The sequence below is a fragment of the Burkholderia sp. BCC1208 genome (assembly GCF_902833095.1).
Taxonomy (GTDB): Bacteria; Pseudomonadota; Gammaproteobacteria; order Burkholderiales; family Burkholderiaceae; genus Burkholderia.
This window is the reverse complement of sequence record NZ_CADFDY010000007.1, coordinates 224,417-250,037: the sequence shown is the minus strand read 5'-3', so window position 1 is coordinate 250,037 and position 25,621 is coordinate 224,417. Positions and strand designations below refer to the sequence as shown.

At 67.2% G+C, this 25,621-nt stretch carries 25 protein-coding genes; 9 read left to right on the top strand and 16 right to left on the bottom strand.

Annotation, left to right across the window (positions count from 1 at the left end):
- Nucleotides 1-50 precede the first annotated feature (50 nt).
- A complete protein-coding gene (locus tag HWX09_RS18415) occupies nucleotides 51-1,145 on the top strand; it encodes a potassium channel family protein (protein WP_027780897.1) in 1,095 nt (364 codons plus the stop codon).
- Between the two features lie 101 nt (nucleotides 1,146-1,246).
- On the opposite strand, the gene HWX09_RS18410 is transcribed toward HWX09_RS18415, so the two are convergent.
- A complete protein-coding gene (locus HWX09_RS18410) occupies nucleotides 1,247-1,873 on the bottom strand; it encodes a TetR/AcrR family transcriptional regulator (protein ID WP_051421291.1) in 627 nt (208 codons plus the stop codon).
- A 358-nt stretch (nucleotides 1,874-2,231) separates the two neighbouring features.
- Between HWX09_RS18410 and HWX09_RS18405 the strand changes: the two genes are divergently transcribed.
- Nucleotides 2,232-2,567, top strand: a complete 336-nt coding sequence (locus tag HWX09_RS18405; RefSeq protein ID WP_034185300.1) for an H-NS histone family protein — start codon at nucleotides 2,232-2,234, stop codon at nucleotides 2,565-2,567.
- A 300-nt stretch (nucleotides 2,568-2,867) separates the two neighbouring features.
- Here HWX09_RS18405 and HWX09_RS18400 read toward each other — a convergent pair whose 3' ends face one another.
- The 3 genes from HWX09_RS18400 to HWX09_RS18390 all read right to left on the bottom strand — a co-directional run bounded on the left by HWX09_RS18400 (nucleotide 2,868) and on the right by HWX09_RS18390 (nucleotide 5,127).
- Nucleotides 2,868-3,626 (bottom strand): SDR family oxidoreductase, encoded by a 759-nt coding sequence (locus HWX09_RS18400; protein WP_027780894.1) that lies wholly within the window; start codon nucleotides 3,624-3,626, stop codon nucleotides 2,868-2,870.
- A 151-nt stretch (nucleotides 3,627-3,777) separates the two neighbouring features.
- Nucleotides 3,778-4,149 (bottom strand): hypothetical protein, encoded by a 372-nt coding sequence (locus HWX09_RS18395; RefSeq protein WP_051421290.1) that lies wholly within the window; start codon nucleotides 4,147-4,149, stop codon nucleotides 3,778-3,780.
- 33 nt (nucleotides 4,150-4,182) lie between these two features.
- The gene (locus tag HWX09_RS18390; protein ID WP_027780893.1) at nucleotides 4,183-5,127 is read right to left on the bottom strand and encodes a LysR family transcriptional regulator; all 945 of its coding nucleotides are present in this window, start codon (nucleotides 5,125-5,127) and stop codon (nucleotides 4,183-4,185) included.
- A 166-nt stretch (nucleotides 5,128-5,293) separates the two neighbouring features.
- Between HWX09_RS18390 and HWX09_RS18385 the strand changes: the two genes are divergently transcribed.
- Nucleotides 5,294-6,508, top strand: a complete 1,215-nt coding sequence (locus HWX09_RS18385) for an FAD-dependent monooxygenase (RefSeq protein ID WP_027780892.1) — start codon at nucleotides 5,294-5,296, stop codon at nucleotides 6,506-6,508.
- A gap of 148 nt (nucleotides 6,509-6,656) precedes the next feature.
- Here HWX09_RS18385 and HWX09_RS18380 read toward each other — a convergent pair whose 3' ends face one another.
- Nucleotides 6,657-7,595 carry an alpha/beta hydrolase-fold protein gene (locus tag HWX09_RS18380; protein WP_027780891.1) on the bottom strand — a complete coding sequence of 313 codons (939 nt, stop codon included), beginning with the start codon at nucleotides 7,593-7,595 and terminating at the stop codon, nucleotides 6,657-6,659.
- A 61-nt stretch (nucleotides 7,596-7,656) separates the two neighbouring features.
- On the bottom strand, nucleotides 7,657-8,754 hold the full coding sequence (locus tag HWX09_RS18375; protein WP_027780890.1) for an OpgC domain-containing protein: 1,098 nt from the start codon (nucleotides 8,752-8,754) through the stop codon (nucleotides 7,657-7,659).
- Nucleotides 8,755-9,139: 385 nt separating this feature from the next.
- Between HWX09_RS18375 and HWX09_RS18370 the strand changes: the two genes are divergently transcribed.
- Entirely contained in the window at nucleotides 9,140-10,294 is a 1,155-nt protein-coding gene (locus HWX09_RS18370; protein ID WP_027780889.1) for a porin, read from the top strand.
- Nucleotides 10,295-10,337: 43 nt separating this feature from the next.
- Here HWX09_RS18370 and HWX09_RS18365 read toward each other — a convergent pair whose 3' ends face one another.
- Nucleotides 10,338-11,243, bottom strand: a complete 906-nt coding sequence (locus HWX09_RS18365) for a LysR family transcriptional regulator (RefSeq protein WP_027780888.1) — start codon at nucleotides 11,241-11,243, stop codon at nucleotides 10,338-10,340.
- A 142-nt stretch (nucleotides 11,244-11,385) separates the two neighbouring features.
- On the opposite strand from HWX09_RS18365, the gene HWX09_RS18360 reads away from it, so the two are divergent.
- Entirely contained in the window at nucleotides 11,386-12,387 is a 1,002-nt protein-coding gene (locus tag HWX09_RS18360; RefSeq protein WP_027780887.1) for an aldo/keto reductase, read from the top strand.
- 132 nt (nucleotides 12,388-12,519) lie between these two features.
- On the top strand, nucleotides 12,520-13,260 hold the full coding sequence (locus HWX09_RS18355; protein WP_027780886.1) for a sulfite exporter TauE/SafE family protein: 741 nt from the start codon (nucleotides 12,520-12,522) through the stop codon (nucleotides 13,258-13,260).
- Nucleotides 13,261-13,344: 84 nt separating this feature from the next.
- Here HWX09_RS18355 and HWX09_RS18350 read toward each other — a convergent pair whose 3' ends face one another.
- The 3 genes from HWX09_RS18350 to HWX09_RS18340 form a co-directional block, all read right to left on the bottom strand.
- Entirely contained in the window at nucleotides 13,345-15,507 is a 2,163-nt protein-coding gene (locus HWX09_RS18350) for a hypothetical protein (RefSeq protein WP_027780885.1), read from the bottom strand.
- A gap of 509 nt (nucleotides 15,508-16,016) precedes the next feature.
- Nucleotides 16,017-16,403: an ester cyclase gene (locus HWX09_RS18345; RefSeq protein WP_027780884.1), complete on the bottom strand. Its 387-nt coding sequence runs from the start codon at nucleotides 16,401-16,403 to the stop codon at nucleotides 16,017-16,019.
- A 29-nt stretch (nucleotides 16,404-16,432) separates the two neighbouring features.
- Entirely contained in the window at nucleotides 16,433-17,329 is an 897-nt protein-coding gene (locus tag HWX09_RS18340; RefSeq protein WP_027780883.1) for a LysR substrate-binding domain-containing protein, read from the bottom strand.
- Nucleotides 17,330-17,827: 498 nt separating this feature from the next.
- Here HWX09_RS18340 and HWX09_RS18335 point away from each other — a divergent pair, with 498 nt between their 5' ends.
- The 3 genes from HWX09_RS18335 (at nucleotide 17,828) to HWX09_RS18325 (ending at nucleotide 20,772) form a co-directional block, all read left to right on the top strand.
- Nucleotides 17,828-18,685 carry a peptidoglycan DD-metalloendopeptidase family protein gene (locus HWX09_RS18335; RefSeq protein ID WP_027780882.1) on the top strand — a complete coding sequence of 286 codons (858 nt, stop codon included), beginning with the start codon at nucleotides 17,828-17,830 and terminating at the stop codon, nucleotides 18,683-18,685.
- 208 nt (nucleotides 18,686-18,893) lie between these two features.
- The gene (gene bla, locus HWX09_RS18330) at nucleotides 18,894-19,793 is read left to right on the top strand and encodes a class A beta-lactamase (protein WP_027780881.1); all 900 of its coding nucleotides are present in this window, start codon (nucleotides 18,894-18,896) and stop codon (nucleotides 19,791-19,793) included.
- Nucleotides 19,794-19,899: 106 nt separating this feature from the next.
- Entirely contained in the window at nucleotides 19,900-20,772 is an 873-nt protein-coding gene (locus HWX09_RS18325; protein WP_027780880.1) for a LysR substrate-binding domain-containing protein, read from the top strand.
- Between the two features lie 24 nt (nucleotides 20,773-20,796).
- Here HWX09_RS18325 and HWX09_RS18320 read toward each other — a convergent pair whose 3' ends face one another.
- The 6 genes from HWX09_RS18320 to HWX09_RS18295 all read right to left on the bottom strand — a co-directional run bounded on the left by HWX09_RS18320 (nucleotide 20,797) and on the right by HWX09_RS18295 (nucleotide 25,617).
- Nucleotides 20,797-21,132, bottom strand: a complete 336-nt coding sequence (locus tag HWX09_RS18320; protein WP_027780879.1) for a hypothetical protein — start codon at nucleotides 21,130-21,132, stop codon at nucleotides 20,797-20,799.
- Between the two features lie 363 nt (nucleotides 21,133-21,495).
- Nucleotides 21,496-21,750, bottom strand: a complete 255-nt coding sequence (locus HWX09_RS18315; RefSeq protein WP_027780878.1) for a GlsB/YeaQ/YmgE family stress response membrane protein — start codon at nucleotides 21,748-21,750, stop codon at nucleotides 21,496-21,498.
- 126 nt (nucleotides 21,751-21,876) lie between these two features.
- Nucleotides 21,877-22,653 carry an ABC transporter ATP-binding protein gene (locus HWX09_RS18310; RefSeq protein ID WP_027780877.1) on the bottom strand — a complete coding sequence of 259 codons (777 nt, stop codon included), beginning with the start codon at nucleotides 22,651-22,653 and terminating at the stop codon, nucleotides 21,877-21,879.
- Nucleotides 22,650-23,564: an ABC transporter ATP-binding protein gene (locus HWX09_RS18305; protein ID WP_027780876.1), complete on the bottom strand. Its 915-nt coding sequence runs from the start codon at nucleotides 23,562-23,564 to the stop codon at nucleotides 22,650-22,652. The genes HWX09_RS18310 and HWX09_RS18305 overlap by 4 nt, the downstream gene beginning before the upstream one ends.
- 1 nt (nucleotide 23,565) lies before the next feature.
- The gene (nikC, locus tag HWX09_RS18300; protein WP_027780875.1) at nucleotides 23,566-24,480 is read right to left on the bottom strand and encodes a nickel transporter permease; all 915 of its coding nucleotides are present in this window, start codon (nucleotides 24,478-24,480) and stop codon (nucleotides 23,566-23,568) included.
- A gap of 66 nt (nucleotides 24,481-24,546) precedes the next feature.
- On the bottom strand, nucleotides 24,547-25,617 hold the full coding sequence (locus tag HWX09_RS18295; protein ID WP_027780874.1) for an ABC transporter permease: 1,071 nt from the start codon (nucleotides 25,615-25,617) through the stop codon (nucleotides 24,547-24,549).
- Between the last annotated feature and the right edge of the window lie 4 nt (nucleotides 25,618-25,621).

Sequence of the window (25,621 nt, the reverse complement as noted above, 5' to 3'; positions counted from 1 at the left end):
CACGCGTTCCCGTCGTAGAATCGAGCCCGCATCCTTCAGGAGACTTCCCGTTGGCAACGCCATCCGATCAGCGCCGCTCGTTGCGCTTGCGTCTGCGTCGCGCCCGCAATCCGTGGCAGGCGCCGCGCGCGCGCACGCTGTTCACGCGCCCCGCGACGTCGCCTCAGCGCACGCTGCTGTTCCGTCTCGGCGCGGTCGTGCTGTTGTGCACGCTTGCGTTCGTCGTGCTGTATCTCGATCGCGACGGCCTGCGCGATTCGACCAAGAGCACGCCGATGACCGTGGCCGATCTCGTGTACTTCACGATGGTCACGGTCGCGACGGTCGGCTACGGCGATATCGTGCCCGTCACGGCGCGGGCGCGCCTGCTCGATGCATTCTTCATCGTGCCGATCCGCATCGGCATCTGGTTCATTTTCCTGGGCACGGCGTATCAGTTCGTGATCCAGCGCGTCGTCGAGGAATTCCGCATGAAACGCCTGCAGAAGCAACTGTCCGATCACATCGTCGTGTGCGGTTACGGCCTGTCGGGGTCGATCGCGGTGCGCGAGTTGCTGGAGAGCGGCGTCGATCCGGCCACGATCATCGTGATCGATTCGCAACAGCAGGCCCTCGAGGCGGCGACGTCGCTCGGCGTGACGGGATTGCTCGGCGATCCGGCGCATGAGGATCTGCTGCAGCAGGCGCAGGTGCGCGCGGCGAAGGCCGTGATCATTTCGGTGACCGACGATCCCACCGCGATCCTGCTGACGCTGTCGGTGCGCAGCATCGCGCCCGATACGAAGATCGTCGTGCGGATCCAGGAGAATCTGTACCAGCGGCAACTGCGGCAGGCCGGCGCGGACGTGATCGTGTCGTCGACGAAGATCGGCGCGCTGTTGCTGGCGGATGCGGTCCATAGCCGCTACATCGTGCCGTTCGTGAACGACATGCTGTCGACGCGCGGTCGCGCGACGCTGATCGAGCGCGAGGCGCTGCCGCACGAGATCGGCTGCATGACCAATGTCGTGCCGGGCGCGATCGTGGTCGGGCTCGACCGCTGCGGGAAGATCCAGTCGTTTTACGAGGATCCGCCGTGCCGGATCGAGGCGGGCGATACGCTGGTGGTGATTCAGTCGTCGCGGATTCCGGATGCGGATGCCTGACGGAGCGCGATAGACTCACGTCAGTGGGTGCGAACTGGACGACTCGCGATCCGGCTCCGTCGCGGAGCCGGTCATCCCGTCGTTGCCCGCAACCTCGCAGGTCAACGCACGGGCGTTGCCGCGGCCAGCATGCTGCGCAGGAACACCATGATCATGTGCCCGATCGGCACCTCGGACAAAACCGACTGCTGCAGTGACAGGCCTTGCGAGAGCCCCATGAACGACACGGCCAGGACGGTCGGCGATTCGGGCGGCACTTTCTTCAGCCTCGCGAAAATCTGTTCGATGCAATAGGCCAGGCCGTCACGGTGGGTGTCCAGCAACGCCTGCGACGCCGTTGCAAAAGCGGGATTGCGGCGCCCCTGAAGCTTGAACTCGACACCCAGCACCGACCATTCGGGTTCGGCATCGACCGTCCTCGACCACACTTCCAGCGCATTCAATATGTCTTCCCCGGACGCGGACGGGTCGCTCAGCGCCCGGGCGATGTCGGCCACTTGCGTCTTCGAGCGCTCCTGCATCAGCTCGACGAACAGCGCCTCCTTGCTGGCGAAATTCGAATAGAACGCGCCCTGCGTGTAGCCGGCCTCGGCCGCGATATCCCTGAGCGACGTGGCGCCGAAACCTCGGTCGACAAACAGCCGCTTCGCCGCGGCAAGCAAATGTGCACGGGTCTGCAATCGACTTTCTTCGCGGCTCAGCCGCGGGGGAAGGGGCGCCATGTTCATGGCGGGAAGGATATCAGTTGATATTTGAGATGGATACCATTACGATCTCATTTCATATATCACTTGATATGTTAAATGCAGGGCGCGATTGTGTGCCGGGATGTTCGCAGTGGGGCTTGCCTCGGGCGGACGATCGGTTCGGCAGGACGCGTCTGCCTGTTTGCAGCATCGGGGTATTTGCCGCGGCGCGGTGCTTCGCTTCGCAGATTCGCCAACTGCGCGCGTCCTGTGATCCGGCGCGCAGAGGTGCGTCGCATGCCGATCAAGTGAGTATCGCCATGGCCGGGCGTTGCAAGTCAATCTATTAGTCGTGCGAATCATATTGATTTTCATGCAAATGCGGGGCAGGAAGCAGAAGATGAACGCGAGCAAGACCTATGCGCAGCTCGTTGCCGAGCTGGACGAACTGGACGAGGAAATCGAGCGCGCACGCGCGCGCGAACGCATCGATGCGATCGCGAAGGTTCACTCGCTGATGGACACCTATGCGATCAAGCATCGCGACCTGGTCGGCCGCAACGGCCGCCGAGGCTCGTATGTCGTGAAAGAGCTGCCGGCGCGGTATCGCGACCCGGAGAGCGGGAAGGAGTGGAGCGGGCGCGGCAATGCTCCGCTCTGGATCAGGGGCAAGGATCGCCGTCGGTTCGTCATATGCAAGCCCCCGTCCACTGGCAAGAAAACCAAGGCAAGCTGATGGAGCATGACGGGATCGCCACCCGGCGACCGACACGTACGATCGGGCGAAGGCGCATGGCGTCGACGCGACACGCCGGCTGTCCGATCCGGATGAAACGGGCGCCGCACACTGTCAGGCCGACGATCCGAGGCTCGGACAGGCGTTCATCTGCGACTGGCTGGCGGCGCGGCTGGGCACCGACCAGCGCGAAGCCCGACAGCGCACGCCGGCATTGACCTGAACGACGGGGCGCGTTGACCTCCGGAAGGAGGCCCGCTGTCGCGGGTGACGTCTCCCGGAGCGGGCCGCCGCTCGTGTTTATCCGCGCCCGACGAACGGCATCGTGGTCGCCATGATCGTCATGTTCAGGATGTTCGTGTCGAGCGGCAGATTCGCCATCTGGACGATCGCATTCGCGACATGCGCGACGTCCATCCGCGCCTCGGGCGCCAGGGTGCCGTCCGCTTGCGGGACGCCTTGCGTCATCCGTTCCGTGAGCGACGTCGCGGCATTGCCGATGTCGATCTGGCCGCACGCGATGTTGTACCGGCGGCCGTCCAGCGCCAGCGACTTCGTGATCCCGGTTACCGCGTGCTTGGTGGCCGTGTAAGCGATCGTATCGGGGCGCGGGGCGTGCGCCGAGATCGAGCCGTTGTTGATGATTCGGCCGCCCTGCGGCGTCTGCGTCTTCATCAGCCGCCACGCGGCCCGCGCGCACAGAAAGACACCGGTCAGGTTCGTTGCGACGACGCTGTTCCACACGTCGAGTTCGTATTCGTCGAGGGAAACGACCGGGGCATTGCGGCCGGCATTGTTGAACAGGACATCGAGCCGGCCGAACTGCTGCGCGATCCGCGCAAACGCGTGGTCGACCGAGGCTTCGTCGGTGACGTCGGCGGGAAACACCTGCGCATCGCCGCCGGCGGCGCGGATTGCGTCCTGCGTTGCGTATAACGATGCCTCCGTGCGCCCGAGCAGCGCGACGGTGAAGCCGGCCTGGGCGAGCGCGATGGCCGCGGCGCGACCGATGCCGGAGCCGGCGCCCGTGACGGCGGCGAATTTCTTCGAGACGGACATGGCTTGATTCCCTGCGGGTTGAGTGACGGGGAGGTGGCCGACGGTCGATGTCGTCGCCACTCCGGCAATGTAGTCGAAACGCACGGCCTGCCTGTTGATGCGGAGCCGCGAAGCGCGATTGACCACGCGACACGCTCTCGCGATCGGTCGACTATACCGCCGTGTCGTTTGGCGCGCCCGGCAGCAAATCGATCCGGCTTCGCGTCAGGCATTGTGGCCAGGTCGCCGCCACGCCGTTGTGCGCGACGATGACGAAGTTCGTGAATGCGCGATCGGAAACGAGCATTTGTCCTTTGCCGATGTGCTGGCCGATAAAGGCGATGGCGGGTTCGATCGGCAGAAAATCGCCGATCTTGCGACGAACGTGGATCACGACGTCCGCGGAACCGATCGTCGACAGCATCTTCCAGAGAAGGTCGCGATCGACGCTGCCAGTCGACAGCAGATGGATCCATTCGCATTTGACCAGATCCACGTCGGGACGATGTTTGAGATAGAGCGCATGCACGCGTCTGGGATTCATTGACTCGGTCTCCGTGACGGACGATTGCCATGATCATTTCCGCCGCGCGGGTGCGGCCTTTCGCGTTCGCGCGCCCGTGTCCGCGAACAACTCGACCACAACGTTGCGCAGCCACCGGTTCCCTTCGTCCTGATTGACCCGCGCATGCCAAAGCATGTGGATCGGTGCACCGGGCAGCGTGACGGGCAGCGCACGCCAGCCAAGCGAAAACGGCGCGGCGAGCTGTAGCGCGAGATGCTCGGGCACCGTCGCGATCAGGTCGGTGCGCTGCAGGATGTAGCCCACGCTCATGAAATGCGGCACCGTCAGCCGCACCTGGCGCTTCACGCGGCGCCGCGCCAGCCATTCGTCCACTTGCCCGTGCCCGGTGCCGGCCGACACCACGACCAGATGTTCGGCGTCGCGCCATGCGTCGACCGTCAGCGGCGCCCCCTCGAGCGGGTGCCCGCGTCGGAACAGGCACACATAGCGCTGATCGAACAGCCGGCGCTGATAGAAGCCGCCCTTCAGTTGCGGCAGCAGGCCGATCGCGAGATCGACGCGGCCGTCGGCCATTTCGTCGCCGAGGTTGATGCTCGTGTTGCGGACGGTGTTGAGCGCGATGCCCGGCGCCGTATCCGACAGATGTTCGAGCAGCGCGGGCAGGAACACGACTTCGCCGATATCGGTCATGCCGATGGTCAGCGTGCGCGTGGCGAGCCGCGGATCGAAGCCCGTCTCGGGATTGAGCGCGGCGTGCAGCGTCGCGAGCGCTTGCGACACGGGTTCCGCGAGACGCAGCGCGAACGGCGTCGGCACGACGCCGCCGGGCCCGCGCACGAACAGCGGATCGCCGAGCCGGCGGCGCAGCTTGGCGAGCGCGTTGCTGACGCCCGGCTGGCTCATGTTCATCTGCTCGGCGACGCTCGACACGCGCCGTTCCTGCATCAGCCGCTGAAAAAGCAGCAGCAGGTTGAGGTCGATATCGCTCAGTTCCATCGGTTTCGCGTGGCCCGGTTCATTGCATTCGGTGATGAAGCAGATTCATTTCATTTTATTGCGGGATAAAAGTCCACTCCTGAAAATACCGATACGGCGCGTGCATTCGACATGACCGCCGCGCAAGCCGCGCATCTCATCCACGAATATCGGAGACACCTTCATCATGCAGACGAACCTGAAGATCGCGATCGTCGGCGCCGGCATCGGCGGCCTGACCCTCGCGCTCGCATTGCGCGAGCACGGCATCGACGCGCAGCTCTACGAGCAGACCACCGTGTTGCGCGAAGTCGGCGCGGCCGTCGCGCTGTCGGCCAACGCGACGCGCTTCTACGAACGCATGGGCTTGCGTGCGGCCTTCGACGCGGCATGTGCGGACATCCCGGGCCTCGTCTATCGCGACGGGCGCAGCGGCGCTGTGATCGGCCATCATCGCGGCGAACCCGACTATCGCCGGCAATTCGGCGGCGCGTACTGGGGCGTGCATCGCGCGGATCTGCAGGCCGTGCTGTCGACGGCGGTCGGTCCCGACTGCATTCATCTCGGTCATCGTCTGGTCGACCTCGCGCAACACGCCGATCGCGTGACGCTGTCGTTCGATAACGGCACGCAGGTCGACGCGGATCTCGTGATCGGAGCGGACGGCGCGCGCTCGATCACGCGACGCTGGATGCTCGGCTACGACGATGCGCTGTATTCGGGCTGCTCGGGCTTTCGCGGCGTGGTGCCGGCCGCGCGCATGAACCTGCTGCCCGACCCCGACACGATTCAGTTCTGGGTCGGGCCGCACGGGCATCTGCTGCACTATCCGATCGGCGACGGCGGCGACCAGAATTTCCTGCTGGTCGAGCGGCATCCTTCACCGTGGCCGTCGCGCGACTGGGTCATGCCGTCGGAAGAGGGCGAGCAATTGCGCGTGTTCCGGGACTGGCATCCGGCGGTGGTGCAGATGATCACCGCCGTGCCGATCAGCCAGCGCTGGGGGCTGTTCCATCGTCCGCCGCTCGGCCGCTGGAGCCGCGGGCGCGTGACCTTGATCGGCGACGCCGCGCATGCGCTGGTGCCGCACCACGGGCAGGGCGCGAATCAGTCGATCGAGGATGCGGTGGTATTGGCCGCGCAGTTGGCGAAGGCCGGGCCGGGCAACTGGCGCGAAGCGCAGGAAGCATACGAGCGGCTGCGTCGCGGCCGGACGCGCAAGGTGCAGTACGCGTCGATTTCCGCGGCCGACGTGCTGCACCTGCCCGACGGGCCGGCCGCACAGGCGCGCAACGCGCGTCTTGCCGGGCGCGACAGCGTGCTGCATCACCTGGACTGGATTCACGATTTCGACGCGCTTGCCGAGGAGCCCAGCGAACGGCAGGGCGGCACGTGGCTTTGAGTCGACCGGGCCCGGCGGGGGCGGCCGGGCGTCGGGCACCGGGCACGCTTCGCGGCGTAAAGTCAGGCCGCCGGCTCCGCGCGTCCCTGCCGAAAGGCCGGTTCCCTCCGGGAGAGGGGCGCAATCGCGAGCCCGATCAGATCGACCGCTACTTCACGCACTCCAGCGCATACTTCAACCCCTGCCCGAGCAACCCGCGCCAGACGTCCCACGTATGCCCGCCGTCGACGATGCGCAGCTCGGCCGGGTTCTGCGCCCGGCGCAGATGCGTGTACAGCACGCTCGATTCCGCCTGGATCGTCAGGTCGTCGTCGCCGGCCGCGATGAACATCGGCACGCGCCAGTTGCGCGCGAAATAGCCGCGCAGTAGCGCCGGGTAGTTCAGCTCGTGCCACACGCGCGAATCGAACTGCCGGTCGCCGAACACGCCGACGTAGCGCGCGGCGGAATTGAGCGGCGGCTCGTTCGCATAGATCGCCGGGCTCAGCAGCATCGCGCCGCAGAACAGGCCCGGCTCGAGCAGCGAGAAGCGCAGCGCGCCGAAGCCGCCCATCGACACGCCGCCGATCGCACGGCCCGCGCGCTGGTTCGACACCGCGAAGTGCGCTTCGACTTCGGGCAGCAGGTCGTTGAGGAACGCGCTCTGCATCTTCTCCTTGCGATCGACGTACCAGTCGGTGCCGCCCTGCGGCATCACGATCACGACGGGCGGGATGTCGTGGCGCTCGATCAGCGTGTCGGCGGTGGCCTGCAGCCGGCCTTGCGTGACCCAGTCGTTCGCATTGCCTGCGTTGCCGTGCAGCAGGTACATCACCGGGTAGCGGGCGCCTTCCGGGTTGTAGCCGGGCGGCAGGTAGACCGTGTACGACCAGTCGCGCTTCAGCGATGCCGAGCGGAACGTGCGCAGCACGACGCTGCTGCCCGGATTGACGGATGGCTCCTGCGCGGCCGACGGCGTCGTCGCGGTCTGGACGGCCGGCGGCGCGGGCGATACCGCGGGAGCAGGCGCTGCCGGCGGCGTGGCATGGGCGGTGGCGACGGAGCCGGCGATCAGGGCGAGGGCGAACGGAAGGGCGAGTCGGCGCATGGCGAATCATTTCAGGAGAGGCGCCGGCTATCGTAGCAGCGGCGCATGACGGCGCGGCGCGTCATTGCCGCGAACGGAACGGCAGCCGCGCGACGAGCGGCCCGTAGAGTTTGGCGACGAGATACAGCAGCCCGATCGCGACGGCGTCGGCGGTCAGTCCCAGCGGCACGTCGAGATAGCCTTCGGTCGCCTGGTAGAGCAGCGAATCGACCGCGAGCGAGATGCCGGTGCCCGCGACGAAGCACAGCAGCCCCTGTCGGCCGATCGTGCCGATCCACGGCATGGCGTGCGCGACCTTCTTCATCCAGCCGAGGTGCACGAGCTTGGCGGCGAGCCACGCGATCGCGAGGAAGTTCACGAGCCGCAGCGCGCCGAGGTTCTGCTTGATCGACGGATCGGTGGGGAACGGCTCGATGCGCAGCCGGTAGTACGCGCCGGCCGCGACGACCGCGAGCGACGCGGCCGTCAGCAGCCAGCCTTGCGGTCTCGGCGCGAGCGTCTGGTAGACGGGCTGGCAGCGCGCGATCACGCCGAGCACGAACAGGAACTGCCACGCGAACGGATTGAAATCCCACGGCGCGCCTTCGACGGTCGGCAAAAAGTGCGCGACGTGCGGCGCCGCGTACCACAGCGAGCCGCTGAACGCGAGCATCAGCCACGGCTGCGTGCGCGCGAGCGGCAGCGCGAGCGGGACGAGCAGCGCGAAGAACGCGTACATCGGCAGCACCGATGCAAGGTACGGCTGGCGGCGGAACAGCAGGATGTCGCGCAGCGCGGCGAGCGGCTTGTGCAGCAGCCCGTCGAGATCGTTGGTCGGCATGTTCGGGCCGTCGATCGCGAACGCATTCAGCGCGGCGGTGATCAGCAGCATCAGGCCGGCCGTCACGAGGAACGCGCGGTAGATCTCGAACGCACGCCAGATGAAACGTTGGCGCGCGGCGGCCTCGTCGTGCCGCTCGGCGAGCGAGTTGTACGCAATGGCGGTCGCGAAGCCGCCGAGGAACACGAATACCTCGGCCGCGTCGCACAGCGCGTACGCGTGCAGCGTGACGCGCGACAGGATGCTGCCGCCGATGTGGTCGACGACGATGACGAGCAGCACGAGGCCGCGGAAGAAATCGAGCTCGGCGTAGCGGCCGGCCCGGGCCGGCGCGGTCATCGGCGCGCCTTCCGGCGCGGGCCGCGGGCACGGCCGGCACGCGCCGCGCATGAATCGGGGTGAAGCATGACTTCGTGAAGAAATGGCGAACGGATGCGCATTGTGCCACCGATGCGACGCCTACCGGGTTTACGCGGATGGCGGGCCGGCCGGCCGCTGCCGATAAGCCCGCTCAGGCGGTCCGCGCAACCGGGCAGTTGGACGAGCGCAACGCTTTGCGCGCGACGATCAGCACCCGATGGACGGACGGTTTGCGTCGTGACACCATTTTGTCCTCACGCGGCCGCACACCGCGTCGTCCGCCCTGCGGGCCATCCATACCCAGAACAGATCAAACATTCGCCGGGCGTTCGGCCCGCCCGGCCCTCGGCTCCGGAGAACCGTCATGAAGAAGCACGTCATTTTTGCCGCCGCGTTCGCTGCGTTCGCCGCGCCGGCCTTCGCCGAGAGCAGCGTGACGCTGTACGGCGTGATCGACGAAGGCTTCAATTACACGAACAACGTCAACGTCAATGGGGTCGGAAAGACGAATTACCAGCTCGCGAGCGGTTACGCGCAGGGTAGCCGGTGGGGCCTGAAGGGCAGCGAGGATCTCGGCGGCGGGCTGAAGGCGATCTTCACGCTGGAAAACGGCTTCGACGTGAACAACGGCCGGCTCGGCCAGGGTAGCCGCATGTTCGGCCGCCAGGCGTTCGTCGGGCTTTCCGAGTCGCGCTTCGGTACGCTGACGCTCGGCCGCCAGTACGATTCCGTCGTCGACTATCTCGCGCCGCTGACCGCGAACGGCAACTGGGGCGGCACGCTGTTCTCGCACCCGTTCGACAACGACAACACGGACAACTCGTTCCGCGTCAACAACACGGTCAAGTACGCGAGCCCCGACTGGAACGGCCTGACGTTCGGCGGCACGTACAGCTTCAGCAACGGCACGGGCTTCTCGAACAACCGCCAGTACAGCATCGGCGCGCAGTATTCGCTGGCCGGGCTGCAGGTCGCGGCCGCATACCTGCAGGCGAACAACCCGGGCGTCGGCAGCGCGGGCGCGATCGCGGCCGACGACGCGAACTTCGTCGCCGATCGGCTGCGCATCTTCGGCGGCGGCGTCAATTACACGTTCGGCCCGGCCACGGTCGGCATCGTCTATACGAAGACCGACGTGAAGAATCCCGTGTCGACGGTCTACCTGCCGGCGTCGACGTTCGCCGGCCTCGGGCTGACCGCGACGAAGTTCCAGAACTTCGAGATCAACGGCAAGTACCAGCTCACGTCCGATTTCTACCTCGGCGCGCAGTACGTATACACGGACGGCAAGTACGATGCCGCGGCCGGCTCGTTCAAGCCGAAGTACCACACGGTCGGCCTGATGGCCGATTACAGCCTGTCGAAGCGCACCGACGTCTACCTGCAGGGCGCGTGGCAGAAGGTGGGCGGCGACAAGACGGGCACGGCAGCCGACGGCGGCTATGTCGTCGGGACGGACGGCCCGTCGGCGTCGTCGAACCAGTTCGCGGTGCGCGCCGCGATCCGCCACAAGTTCTGATCGCGCGCCGGCGCCGGGGCGAAGGGCTCCGGCACGGCCGCCGTCAGTCCGCCCGGCCGCCGAGCGTTTCCGCGAGCCAGTCGACGAAGATCCGCACGCGCGGCGCGAGATGCCGGCCGTGCGGAAACACCACCGACACCGGCAGCGGCCCGGCATTCCATTCCGGCAGCACCTCGACCAGCGAACCGTCGGCGAGCAGCGGCGCGAGCCCGTCGCGCGGCGCCTGGATCAGCCCGAGGCCCGCGAGGCAGCACGCGAGATACGCCTGCGAACTGTTGACCGACACGACGCTGTGCATCTTCACCGTGTGCACCTCGCCCGAATCCATGTCTGCATATTCCCAGTCCAGCTCGCGGCCCGTACGGCTCGAGAAATAGCCGACCGCGACGTGATCCGGCAACTCGTCCGGCGAGCGCGGCGTGCCGTGGCGCGCGAGATAGGCGGGCGACGCGCAGTTGATCTGGGCCATCTCGCCGACGCGCCGCGCGACGAGCGACGTGTCGGACAGCACGCCGACCCGCACCGCGCAGTCGATGCCGTCCGCGACGAGATCGACGAAGCGGTCGGTCGTGCTGATCACGACGCGCAGATCGGGATAGCGCGCGTGAAAATCCGGCAGCGCCGGAATCACCCGGTTCAGCGCGAAACGTTCGGGCAGGTCGACGCGGATCATGCCGCGCGGCGACGCGCCGGCATCCTCGAACAGCGTTTCCACGTCGTCGAGATCGGCCAGCAACCGCACGCAGCGCTCGTAGTAGGTCGCGCCCTCGGCGGTCAGCGCGACGCGCCGCGTCGTGCGTTGCAGCAGGCGGATCTTCAGGTGCTTTTCCAGATACTGGACGGCGTTGCTGACCGTCGGGCGCGGCAGCTGGAGCTGCTCGGCCGCTTTCGTGAAGCTGCCGAGATGGGCGACGCGCGCGAAGATGCGCATGGCTTGCAGGTGGTCCATGTGGGCGAGAGCCTCGGCGGGAACGGGAACAGGCTCCATTGTTAATCAGCGTCGAATGGTTTGGTGGAGCGTTTCCCGTTTATCGCGCGGCGCCGTGCGCTCAGAATCCGTTTCATCCACTCACCATTCGAAGGAAACGGACATGGACATGCGTCAACTGGGCCGCACGGGCCCGCAGGTATCGGCGATCGCGCTCGGCTGCATGGGGATGTCGGATTTCTACGGGCCGGCCGACCGCGACGAAAGCATCGCGACGCTGCACGCGGCGCTCGATCACGGGATCACGATGCTCGATACCGGCGACTTCTACGGCATGGGCGACAACGAGATGCTGATCCGCGACGCGCTGCGCGGCCGTGCGCGCGACCAGGTGCGGATCAGCGTGAAATTCGGCGCGCTGCGCGATCCGGCCGGCGGGTTTGCCGGCTACGACGCGCGGCCCGCGGCGATCCGGAACTTCGTCGCGTATTCGCTGAAGCGGCTCGGCACCGACTACCTCGACATCTACCGCCCGGCACGCGTCGATCCGGCGGTGCCGATCGAGGAGACGGTGGGCGCGATCGCCGATCTCGTGAAGGCCGGGTACGTGCGTCATATCGGCCTGTCGGAAGCCGGCGCGGACACGATCCGCCGCGCAGCCGCCGTCGCGCCGATCGCCGATCTGCAGATCGAATACTCGTTGCTCTCGCGCGGGATCGAGGCCGAGATTCTGCCCGTATGCCGCGAGTTGGGCATTGGCGTGACGGCCTATGGCGTGCTGTCGCGGGGGCTGCTGGGCGGGCGCTGGACTGCGGCGCGGCAGGGCGAGCGCGATTTCCGCGCGGCGAGCCCGCGTTTCCAGGGCGAGAACCTCGCGCACAACCTCGCGCTCGTCGACGCGCTGCGCGCGATCGCCGACGAGAAGGGCAGTAATCCCGCGCAGGTCGCCATTGCATGGGTGCTGTCGCGCGGTGCCGACATCGTGCCGCTGATCGGCGCGCGCAAGCGCACGCAACTGCAGGACGGTCTGCTGGCGACTGAATTGCAACTAACGGTCGATGATCTCGCCCGCATCGAAGCGGCGGTTCCCGCCGGGGCAGCTGCCGGTGAGCGCTATCCGGCCGCTCAGATGGCGCACCTCGACAGCGAGCAGAGCCGCGGGTGATTCACGGGGCCGGATCGACGGGCCTGAACGCCCCGTCCGACCGGCCCGAGCCAGCCTCAGGCAAAACCAGATGGCGGGCGGCATGGCAGGCAGGCACCATCGGCGCCGTGCTCACCGAACGGAATGTCTGCCATGCAAATTCATACGCTGACGATCATCGTGCTGGTTTTTCTGCTGGCCGGCGCGGTCAAGGGCATGATCGGGCTCGGGCTACCGACGATCGCGATGGGTCTGCTGACGCTCGCGATGCCGCCGTCGGCCGCGGCGAGCCTGCTGCTCGTGCCGTCGTTCATCACCAACGTGTGGCAGTTGGGACTCGGCCCGTCGTTCGGCGCGCTGCTGCGCCGGCTGTGGCCGTTGCTCGCGGGCCTGACGGTCGGCACGCTGACGGGCGGGCTGCCGGCGCTCGCGGCCGGCAGCACGTGGACGCATGCGGCGCTCGGCGTGGTGCTGGTGCTTTACGGGCTGTGGGGGCTGGCGGCCGCGCGACTGCCCGCGCCGGGGCGCCATGAAAAATGGCTGTCGGCCGTGGTCGGCTACCTGACGGGTGTCGTGACGGCCGCGACCGGCGTGTTCGTCGTACCGGCCGTGCCGTACCTGCAGGCGCTGCGGCTGTCGAAGGACGATCTGATCCAGGCGCTCGGGCTGTCGTTCACCGCGTCGACGATCGTGCTCGGCCTGCAGTTGCGTGTGACGGGCGCCCTGCAGACGGTCGATCTCGGCGTGTCGGCGCTCGCGCTCGTGCCCGCCCTGGCGGGAATGGCCGGCGGGCAGTATGCGCGGCGCGTGATGAGCGAGAAGATGTTCAAGCGCTGCTTCTTCGTCGGGCTGATTGCGCTCGGCGCGTATATGGCGGGGTCGGGATGGTGGTGAACGCGCGCCCGGCCGCCGACTGATCCCGAAGCCGGTTTCGGCAGCCGGCTTCGGGAATCGGGCACGGGGGCGCGGTTACGCCGCTTACGCCGGATCGGCGTACCTCAGCGTCCACCCGAGCGTGCGGGTCGCGCCCGCGCCGAGCGCGAACGGCTTCGTCGTGCAGGCGAAGTTCGAATGCAACTGCCCGATCGGCGTCGTCGACAGCGGATTCGTCGTGCCGTTTGCCGTGTCGAAGGCGGACAGTGCGCAGTTGTCGAACCCGGATGCCGCATAGCCGGTCGCGGCGCCGTTCGCGTACGTCACCGACATGCCGTCCCCATTGGCTTGCGTCGACGCGAAATCCGCGAACGACGTGAAGTCCGTTTCGACCGCGAGGTTGCCCGCGAGCGTGCCCGAACTCAGCGTATCGCTGCGCGAGACCGTGCCGTGCGCGAACGTCAGCACCGTGTGCACCTGCAGGTCGAGATCGGTCGTGTAAGCGGCGTTCTTCGACGCGAGGCGGAACTTCGCCGTATCGAACGACACGATCACCTGGCCGTTGCTTTGCTGCACGTTCAGGTTCCGGTAGTACGTGACGGGAACGTAGGTCTTCGTGTTGTACGTCACCTGCGGGAGCAGTAGCGCGTAGCCGAGGTCGGTCGTGCCGTAGATCAGCTTGTCGGAGAACGGCACCGGGTAATACGGCGTGTACGAGTTGTAGTCGGGCGCCTGGCTGAGGTTCAGGTTGATCACGCGCCGGCCGTCCCGTACGGTGAGCAGCGCGGCGCTGTACGGATGCGCGGCGTCGCCCGGCTGGTTGTACCAGGTGAGCGTGTAGCGCGGCAGCGCGTCGAGCCACGCGCGGTAGTCCGCATCGGCCATCGGCGCCTGGCCGCCGAAGCCGAGCTTGTTCCACCACGCGTTCACGTACAGGTACTGGTGCAGCAGGCTGAAGTTCTCGCCCATCACGCGCGGCTTGCCGCGATACGTGTCGGTGCCGCGACCCTTGACCCACATGTTCACCGACGGCGTCGGCAGCGACGGGTCGTACCAGTACGTGTCGAAGCGACGTGCGGCCTGGTAGATGAATGCATACGCAACCTGTTTCTCGCGATCGGTCAGCACGCCGGCATTGGCCGCGGCGGTCAGTACCTCCATGAACGCGGAATCGCCGTACGGGCCGATCGAGCGGCCGTAGTTGAAGCCCTGGCCGTCGGTGTTCAACTGCGGCAGGATCAGGTCGACCGACTTGCGCAGATAGCCCTTCAGCTCCGGCGTGAGATTTGCTTCGTTGCCCATCTCGAACGTGCGCTCGACCACTTCGCCGATCAGCAGCGTGCTGTAGCGGTCGAAGCGCGCCTGGTCGTAGTAGGTCGTGTGCGTGTTCGACGCTTCGTCGGAGAATCCGCCCGACGAGTCGTTGCGGATGTGGTTCGTCAGCGTGTACAGCAGTGCATCGCGCGCGCCCATCGTCGCGACCGCCGGATCGGTCTTCGACGCGAACGACGGGCTGCTCCAGCCGAGCTTCTGGCGCAGCCCGGCGATTCCGTAGGACACCGCATAGTAGTTCTGCGCGGTGTTGAGCGACGCGATGTCGATCGGCGTGCCGGCGGCCGGGCACGTATTGGTCTTGCCGCTCGCATCGGGGCCGAACATGTCGCAGAACGTGAGCCGCTGCTGCAGCGTCGCGAGCATCGCGTCGCTGAAGACTTCGTTGAGCATCCCGTGCGCCTTCAGGTTGTTCAGCGCGACGAGGTAGTAGTACTCGCCCCACGACGTGTTCGCGTACGCGTAGTTGCTGCCCGACTGCGCCATCATCGCAGTCGTGATCGTCTGGTACGTCGCGAGGTAGCTCGCGTATTGCGGATCGTTCTTCGACTTCATGTCGATCAGGATGTACGACAGGCCGAGCGCGAGCTTGCCGGGCAGGAATTTGTCGCCGGTATTCGTGTCGAGCACGTGGACGGGCGTGCCGTCGCCGAGATCCATCACGACCTGCGTGAAGTCGGGCGATTTCCGGATCAGGTCGAACAGCGCGCGCATCTGGCCCATCATCGTGAGGGAAATGTTCGTGCCGGCCGGCACGCTGGTGTCGGGCGCGCCATAGACGAGCGCCTGCAGCGAGTTCGATGCGAGCGCGGGCGGGGTGGACGGAGGGGGCGACGGCGGCGTGTCGGTCACGTCGTTGCCGCCGCACGCGCTGACGAGCACGACGGAAAGGACGCCGACAGCGGCGCCGAGCGCGAATCTGCTGCGCGGATGCATGGTGTCTCCAGTTTCGAATAGTGGTGAAGGACGGGCACGTGTGACCGATGCCGCGCTCGATGCCCGTACCCGGCTTCCGCCTCGCAACCCTGATCCCTGAAGACGGACGGCCTGAATCACAAATCGAGCGGGCACGCGTTCCCCCTGCGCGGGCCATGATCGACGTCGCGCTCAATTGATGGAAAACGTTTTCCAAATTTAGGCATCGATCCGTGTGATGTCAATGAACTTTCACATCGGATGCGACGGTAGAAACCCGGATGGCGGAAGCGGATGGGGCGGGAGGGAAATCGAAATTACACGAAAATCGCCGGGATTTTTCTTCGTCGATCGAGTGTTCGTTGCCCGACGGCGATCGGCTTTGAAGCGGCGGGTGGCAGCATGACAAGGAAACGGGTTCTCGATGAGTGACGAGAGAAAACGTTATCCATAAGAATTGAAGTGCATCGAGCCGCCACCGGCCACCGGCCACCGGCCGCCGCAGGCGCCGCCCTCCGCTTCGACGACGGTTAAAGCTGCTTCTCGATCGCCGCCTTGTCGATCACCGACCACACCTGGCGGATCTTGCCTTCGTGAAACTCGTAGAACACGTTCTCGGCGAACGTGACCTTGCGGCCGTCGACGGCGAGCCCCATGAACGTCCCTTTCGGCGAACACGCAAAGCGCAGGCGGCACGCGACGTGCGGCGGCTCGCACGCGAGCAGCCGGATCTCGAAACGGAGATCGGGAATGTCGCGGAAGTCCTGTTCCAGCATCGCGCGGTAACCGGCGAGGCCGAGCGGCCGGTCGTTGTGGATCACGTCGTCGGACACGTATTCGCCGAGCGCCGTCCAGTCCTGCCGGTTCAGGCAGTCGATATACGCGCGATAGCGGGTTGCGAGATCGGTATCGGTCATGGCCATGTCTCCGAGTCGAGGGCGACGCGTTACCGCGGCGGTGCGTTGCCCGACAAAAACGCGACGAACTCGCGCGTGTACTTCGGCAGCGTGTCGAACGACCGCGCGCAGAGCGTCAGTTTCCGATGGCCCCACGGATCGGACAGTTCGACGAGCCGCACGTCCATCGTCTGCATCGCGCGCTCGGCCGCATGCCGCGACACGATGCCGATGCCCACGCCGCTCGCGATCACGCGGCAGATCGCGTCGAAGCTCTTCAACTGCACGCGATAGCGGATCCGTTTGCCGAGCGCGCGCGCCTGGTCGGCGAGATGCACTTGCAGCGCGCTGCCGTCGGTGAGGCCGATGAAGTCTTCGCCGGCGATGTCGTCGAACGCGACCTTGTCGCGCGACGCGAGCGGGTGCGCGGCCGGCACGACGACGATCAGCCAGTCTTCGCGGAACGGCTTCTGTTCGAGGCCGCCGAGCCCGACCGAATCGGCGACGATGCCGACCTCGGCCGTCTTGTTGCGGATCGCATGCACGATCTCCTGGCTCGAGCGTTCCTCGACGCTGATCGACAGCTTGGGGTGGCGGGGCAGGTAATCGGCCAGTGCGTCCGGCAGGTATTCGCTCAGCGACGCGGTGTTGCACAGCAGCCGGATATGGCCGCGCAGCCCCTGGCCGTATTGCTGCAGTTCGCCGCGCATGTGATCGATCTGCTGCAGCACGGTGCGGGCGTGGTGTTCGAGCGCGCGGCCCGCATCGGTCGCCTGCGCGCCCGACTTGGTCCGGTGCAGCAGCGGCACGCCGAGTTCGTCCTCCATTCCGCGAATGCGCTCGCTTGCCGCCTGCAGCGTGATGTGCGTGCGTTCGGCGCCGCTCGTGATCGTGCCGGCTTCGCAGATGTTCAGGAAGAGCCGCAGGTCGGTCAGGTCGAAGCGCATGGTGGGCGAAGCGATGGGGGAGGATGGCCGATAAGTTAGCAGGAACCGGCGCGCCGGTCTCAGGGCGAGCCTGAGACCCGGTTCGCCGCTTCCGCATTTTCGGGGTGCGATCGATGGCCGATGATGGACGCACATCAATCGGGGAGCCTGTCATGCAGATCGATTCGTCCTGGGGCGTGTCGTTCAAGATCGCGTTGCATCTGCTGTTCCTGTGCATCGGTATCGCATGGGCCGGTGCCGAATTCGTCGCATGGTTGCGGTGAATGTTGCGTCTCGAACCTATTGAAACATCGCGACCATAGTTTTTTACGACGAAAATTCTTCCGTTTTCTGCGAAAAGACCATCAAGTTTTTCCGGATCGGACCGTATTACCGGTAGCGAATGCCGGCCGGCATCCGGTCCGTGATCGTTTGTCATCATTGTTTGCATCCGGTTACACGTCGGCCGTTCCGTTTTTGAGATGCTTGAAAGATTGTCAAACCGGAGTCGGATCGTCCATGAAAACGCGCGAGATTCACCGCAAGGCGGCGTGGCTGTCGGGCCTGGCCGCCGTGCTCGTCATGGCCGGTTGTGCAAGTACGCAGTCCGTTCCGCCGAGCGACACGCTGGCGGGGCAGCCTTCCGATTCGAGCCCGCCTGCCGCACCGCCGCCCGCAACGATGCCCCCCGCACCGATCCTCGTCGCGCAAAAGTACGTCGTGAAACGCGGCGACACGCTGACGGGCATCGCATCCGCGAACGATTGCAGCGTGGCCGACTTGCGCACCTGGAACAAGCTGACCGCCAACGGCCGACTGCGCATGGGGCAGGTGCTGCGCATCGTCAAGCAGCAGCCGCTGCCGCCGGCGGGCACGACGGGCACGCAGGCCGTCGCGAGCAATGGCGCGGGGAGTAATCCGGCAACCGCGCAGGCCAGTTCGCAAGCCGCCGCGTCGACCGCGAGCGATCGCCAGGTCGTCAAGGAAACCAGGCGACATGCGGGCGGCGTCGCGCTCAAGTGGCCGGCAACCGGCAAGATCGTCGACGGGTTCCGGCCCGGGCAGAACCGCGGCATCCAGATCGCCGGCCGACCGGGCGACACGGTTCGCGCCGCGGCCGACGGCCGCGTGATGTACGCGGGCACCGGCCTGAACGATTACGGCAGCCTGATCATCGTCCAGCACAACGCGGATTTCCTGACTGCCTATGCGCACAACCGCAAGTTGCTCGTGAAGACCGGCGACATCGTGCATCAGGGCGATGCGATCGCCGAGATGGGCGACCTCGACAATTCGCGCGTCGCGCTGCTGTTCGAGGTGCGACGCGACGGCAAGCCGGTGAATCCGATGCCGTATCTGCCTTCGTCGCAAGGGTGAAGCGCGGCCGTTTCGCTGGAACGCGACGGCGGTCGCTGCTACGCTAGGTGTTCATGCGAATCCCGCCTTCGCGCGGGGCCGACGGGCGTCTTTCGGGGATGCGCGGCGAAGGCCGTCGCGGGCCGGCCGTCGGCGTGAACGGTCGCGCGTCGCCGATGCGCGGCCGCGTTGCTTCGAGCCACCGTTTCCGACAGAACAGATCTCATTCATGGAACATTCTCCGACACGCCGCTCGCTGTTGCTCGCCGCCGTTGCCGCGCCGTTCGTTGCCGCGTGCACCTCCGCGCCGGTCGCCGACCAGGGGCGCGCCCATACCGCACAAGCCGAACTCGCCGCGCTCGAAAAAGCCTCGAACGGGCGGCTCGGCGTCGCCGCGCTCGATACGTCGAACGGCGTGCGTATCGCGCACCATGCGCGCGAGCGCTTTCCCCTGTGCGGCACGTATGCGGTCATGGCGGCCGCCGCGATGCTCGCGCGCGGCTCGCTCGACGCATCGCTGCTGCCGCGCCGCATCCTGTACCGCCGCTATGAAATCGTGTCCGGCTCGCCGATTACGGAAAGCCACGTCGACACCGGCATGACGATCGCGCAGCTGTGCACGGCGATGCTGCAGTCGGGCGACAAGGGCGCGGGCAACCTGCTGATGGGCGTGCTCGGCGGCCCGCAGGCCGTCACGGCGTTCGCGCGCGAAAGCGGCGACACCACCTTCCGCCTCGATCACTGGGAACCCGAACTGAACAAGGCCGCGCCCGGCGACGAGCGCGACACGTCGACGCCGGTCGCGATGGTCGACACGCTGCAGCGCCTGCTGCTCGGCGAGGTGCTGCACGAGCCGCAACGCGCGCAACTGACGGAATGGATGGTCGGCGGCGCACGCGGGGCGACCGGCATCGCGGCGGGCGTGCCGCCCGGCTGGCGCGTGGCCGACAAGGCCGGCACCGGCGGTTTCGGTACGACGACGGATATCGCCGTGCTGTGGCCGCCGTCGCGCGCGCCGATCGTGATGGCCGTGTCGTTCACGCAGCCGGACGCCGCTGCCGCGGCGCGCGCGGATGTCGTCACGGCGGCGGCGCGCATCGCGGCGGGCGCGCTGACCGCGACGGCCTGAGCATCCAGCGTCTCGCGCAAAGCCGGCGTTTGGCTTATCGTGTCGGTCAGCGCGCGCCGGCGTCGGCGCGCGGTCCTTCCGCGCCGTTTCCTGTTTCCCGTTCGCCATGCGCCGACTTCCGCCCCTGCACGCGCTGCAGATCTTCTCGACGGTGGCTCGCCACCGCAGCTTCACGCGCGCGGCCGAGCAGCTGTGCATTACGCAGGGCGCGGTGAGCCGGCAGATCCAGACGCTCGAGGCGCATTACGGTTTTCCGCTGTTCAAACGGCATGCGAAGGGTCTCACGCTGACGGCGGAGGGCGAACAGTTGTTGCCGGTGGTCGAGGAGAGCTTCGCGCGGATCGAGGACATCTCGATGAAGCTCACGCGGCAGCGCACCGATCTCGCGCTGAAGGTGCCGACCTGCGTGATTCGCTGGATGCTGCCGCGCATCATGCGCTTCCAGGGCGAACATCCCGATCTCCACGTGCAGATCACGACCGCGTGGCAGCACGTCGTCGATTTTTCGAGCGAGCCGTTCGATGCGGCAATCGTCTACGGGACGTCGCCGGGCCCGGGCGTCGTCGCGCTGCCGCTGTTCGACGAGCGGCTGACACCCGTTTGCGCGCCCGAGTTGCGGCAGGCGTCGCCGCTCGGCGCGGTCGGCGATCTCGCGCGCCATACGCTGCTGCATCCGACGCGCGACCACCGCGACTGGCGCGCATGGCTCGACCATGCGGGCGAGCGCGGTGTCGATCCCGCGCGCGGGCCGACGTTCGACACGCTCGATCTCGCGACGAACGCGGCGATGCAGGGCTTCGGCGTCGCGATCGGCGACGTGACGCTCGTCGACGACGACGTCAGCGCGCGCCGGCTCGAACGGCCGTTCGACGTCGTGCTCGAAACGGGCGCACGCTACTTCTTCGTCTACCCCGAGAACCTCGGCAGCCAGCAGAAGATTCGCGCGTTCAGCGACTGGATCGCGCGCCATCGCGACTGACGCACGACGGTTCCGCAGCGGCTTCTACTGGTAGGTCACGACGGCGATCATTGGCGCGCGCGCGTTGCCCGGGCGGCCAGGTAAAACGATTGCGCGCGAGGCCTGCGTAAAGGTCGTGGTCCTGATCGTGCGCAGGCTGGCCGCGTCGACGAACGCGACTTGTCCGCTCGCCGGGCGCGGGCAGTCGGGGCGCACGTACGCATGCGCGGCGTCGGCCGTATCGAGCGCGAATGCGCACGGCGGCTCGACGATCATGCCGGTGAAGTGGATGATGCCGGACGCGCCGGCAGCAAATGACGAGGACGAGGCCAGAAGCGAGGCAGCCAGTGCAAGCGAGGCGGCAAACAGACGATGCTTCATGACAGGCTCCAGAGAGGAAGCGCGTCGCAGCGAGGCCGCTCGAATGGCAGTCCGTCAACGCTGCGGTGCTGTATGCGTAAACGGCAACTTCATCGAACCTCTTGAGTGGGAAACCAGAAATAGCGGCGATGAGCAAACGACGCCGTGTTCCTTCAATCAATTTATCTCAAATTTGTGCGCCCGCAAGTCAGGGTATTGCCGATGACGTAAGCTCCAGGGAAGCGCGCCGGTGGACGCACGATTCGCCGGTGAATCGTTGAGTGCTCAACGAATCGACGATCCCGGGAACGACGATGCGGGAAAAGCAAAACGGCCGCTCGTGTGCGACGAGCGGCCGTTTCGACCTGGAGCGGTGGGCGGTATTCAGCCCGTGCGCTTGCGGATCGCACCCACGACGACGAGCAGGATGATCGCACCGATGATCGACGCGATCCAGCCCGCACCCTGGCCCGGGGCATACCAGCCGGCCGCGCGGCCGACGTAGCCGGCGACCAGCGAGCCGACGACGCCGAGCACGATGGTCATCAGGATGCCCATCTTGTCGTCGCCCGGCTTGAACGCGCGGGCGAGGAGGCCGACGATGAGCCCGACGACCAGGGTTTCGATGAATTGCAGCATGAACGCCTCCCTATTGCTGTGCTGTTGACGAAAGGAAGTTGACCCGTGCGGTGCACAAGGGTTCCATGCGGCGGCAAGCCGGCGCACGGCGTGCGAAGTATCGCATGCGTGCGCGTCCGGCGGATGTCACGTGGCAGGCGCGTCGGCCACCGGATCGAGGCGGCGGTAGCCTTCGGTCGCATTCAGCAGCGTGCGCGTGTAGTCGCGTGCGACCTGCCCGGCCCGCACGTCCTCGATCCGCAGCTGCTCGACGATCTCCCCATGCTGCATCACCGCGACGCGCTGACACAGGAAGCCGATCACCGCGAGGTTGTGGCTGACGAGGATCATCGTCAGGTTGCGTTCGCGATGCAGGCGGCGCAACAGGTTCAGGATCTCGGCCTGTACCGACACGTCGAGCGCGGACGTCGGCTCGTCGAGCAGCAGCACGCGCGGCTCGACGATCAGCGCACGCGCGATCGCCACGCGCTGCCGCTGGCCACCCGACAACTGGTGCGGATAGCGGAAGCGGAACGTGGGGCCGAGGCCGACCTCGGACAGCGCGCGGGCGATCCGCGCATCGGCGTCGCCGATCGCATGGATCGACAGCGGCTCGCGCAGCGTCTGGTCGACGGTGAAGCGCGGATGCAGCGACGCGTACGGATCCTGGAACACCATCTGCACGTGGCGGCGGAACGCGCGATCGGGCGTGTCGCCCACCGGGCGGCCGTCGATCGACAGGCTGCCGGCCGCGAGCGGCACGAGGCCCGTCAGCGCACGCAGCAGCGTCGACTTGCCGGAGCCCGATTCGCCGACGAGCCCGAACACCTCGCCGTCGCGTACCGCGAAGCTCGCGTCGCGCACGGCGTCGACGTGACCCGTGCGGGTCGGGAAACGGATCGATGCGTGATCGACGTCGATCATCGTGCGGCCTCCTGTCGATCGGCGCGTGCGGCGGCCGGCGATGCGGGATCGAGCCATGCCGGGTCGCGCCGCAGCACGGGCAGTTCGTCGGGCGGGTTCGCCAGCGGCGGGTTCGCGGCGAGCAGCCCGCGCGTATAGGGATGCGAGGCGTCGCGCAGGTCGCGCGCGGCGCAGGTTTCGACCACGCGGCCGGCATACATCACCGCGACGCGGTCGCAGAACGACATCACGAGCGGCAGGTCGTGGCTGATGAACATCAGGCCCGTGCCATGCCGCGCGATCATCGCGTCGAGCACCGCGAGCACCTGCATCGACACCGCGACGTCGAGCGCGGAGGTCGGCTCGTCGGCGATCAAGAGGCGCGGGCCGGTCGACACCATCATCGCGATCATCACGCGCTGGCCCATGCCGCCCGACAGCTCGTGCGGATACGCATCGGCGACGCGCGCCGGGTCGCGGATCTGCACGGCCTCGAGCGCTTCGACGATCCGCTCGCGCAGCGCGCGGCCGCGCAGGCCCGGCTCGTGCAGCCGGAACGCTTCGCCCATCTGCTTCGCGACCGTCATCACCGGGTTCAGCGAATATTTCGGGTCCTGCAGGATCATGCCCATCTGGCTGCCGCACAGCCGCCGGCGCTCGCGCGGCGACATCGTGCACAGGTCGTGGCCCGCGAAGCGCATCGTGCGCGCCGACCAGCGCGCGGCATCGGGCAGCAGGCCGAGCAGCGCGCGGCCGGTCAGCGACTTGCCGGAGCCCGATTCGCCGACGATGCCGAGCCGCTCGCCCGGCGCGAGCGTCAGCGACAGGTCGCGCACGGCGTCGGTGACGCTGCCGTCGTGCCCGCGGAAACCGATCTTCAGCCCGTCGATCTCGCAGAGCGGTGCCGGCGCGGCGGTGGAATTCATCGACATGTCACGCTCCATGGCGGGGATCGAAGACGTCGCGCAGCCCGTCGCCGAGCAGATTGAACGCGAGGCTCACGAGCAGGATCGCGATGCCGGGCAGCGTCGCGACCCACCACGCGTCGAGCAGCACGTTGCGGCCCGACGCGACCATGAAACCCCACTCGGGGCTCGGCGGTTGCGCGCCGAGGCCAAGAAAGCCAAGGCCCGCGACGGTCAGGATGATGCCGGCCATGTCGAGCGTCGCGCGCACGATCACCGAGGACATGCACAGCGGCATGATGTAACGCAGCAGGATGCGCGGGCCCGACGCGCCTTGCAGCCGCGCGGCATGGATGTAGTCGGCCTGTGCGATGCGGATCGTCTCCGCACGCGCGAGCCGCGCATACGCGGGCCACGCGGTGATCGAGATCGCGACGACCGCGTTGATCACGCCGGGGCCGAGCGCGGCCGCGAATGCGAGCGCGAGCACGATCTTCGGGAACGCGAGCGCGATGTCGGTGATGCGCATCAGCATGCTGTCGACGAAGCCGCCGCAATAGCCGGCGGTCGTGCCGATCAGCAGGCCGATCGGCACGACGATCACGACGACGAGCAGCGCGATGCCGAGCGTCAGGCGCGACCCGTCGATCAGCCGCGAAAGGATGTCGCGGCCGAGCTGGTCGGTGCCGAACCAGTGCGACGGCGAGCCCGGCGGCAGCAGCCGGTCGGCCAGGACCTGGCGCAGCGGATCGTGCGGCATGATCAGCGGGCCGACGAGCGCGACCGCGATCAGCGCGACCAGGATCGCGAGCCCGAACAGGTTGAGCGGATTCGTGGCGAACCGGCGCCAGCGACGGTACGCGAGGCCGAGCGCGGCCTGCGAGCGCGATGCCGGTGCGTCGGACAACAGCCACGCGCGCGGGGACAGACGTTCGGCGCTCATGATTGGACGACCTTCGGCACGGACGATGAAAGAAGCAGGGTGGAAGCGGTCATGTCGGGGCGGCCCTCAGCGCGCACGCGGATCGAACACGCGGTACAGCGCGTCGGTCAGCAGGTTGACGGTGATGAACATCGCGCCGATCACGAGCGTCGCGCCGAGCACCGCGCTCATGTCGGCGTTCAGCAGCGCGCCGGTCAGGTACGAGCCGAGCCCCGGCCATGCGAACACGATCTCGGTCAGCACCGAGCCTTCGAGCAGGTTGCTGTACGTGAGCGCGATCACGGTGAGCAGCGGCACCGCGATGTTGCCGAACGCGTGCCGCCAGATCACGCGACGCTCGGACAAGCCCTTCGCACGCGCGGTGACGATGTATTCCTGGCTCATCTGGTCGAGCATGAACGAGCGCGTCATGCGGCTGAGATACGCGACCGAGTAGTAGCCGAGGATCGCGGCCGGCAGCGCGATGTGCGACACCGCGTTGCGAAATACGTCCCACTCGCCCGCGAGCGCCGCATCGATCAGCAGGCTTCCGGTGCGCGGGTCGACCATCCCGTCGTACACGGGATCGAGCCGGCCGGGGCCGCCGACCCAGTGCAGCCGCGCATAGAACAGCAGCAGTCCCATCAGTCCGAGCCAGAATACCGGCACCGAATTGCCGATCAGCCCGACGAAGCGCGCGATGTGATCGATCGGCCGGTTGTGCTTCACGGCAGCCGCGACGCCGAGCGGCACGCCGATCGCGATGCCGATCAGCGTCGCGATCGTCGCCAGTTCGAGCGTGGCCGGGAACACGCGCTTGATGTCGTCGAGCACCGGGTTCGCGGTCAGCAGCGACACGCCGAGGTTGCCGTGCAGGACGTCGCGCGCATAGATCAGGAATTGCGTGACGAGCGGCTTGTCGAGCCCGAGCGCGATGCGCTCGGCCGCATATGCGTCGGCCGATGCGCGATCGCCGAGGATCGCGAGCACGGGATCGATCGGCACCTTGCGGCCGATCACGAACGTCAGCGCGAGCAACCCCGCGAACGTGACGGCGAGCGTGAGTGCCCAGCGCAGCACGCGCAGTGCCCAGCGCACGGCCGGGCGCCGCGCGGGCAGCGTGCGCAGTGCTTCGAGGGAGGAGGCGGGAGTCGACATGCGG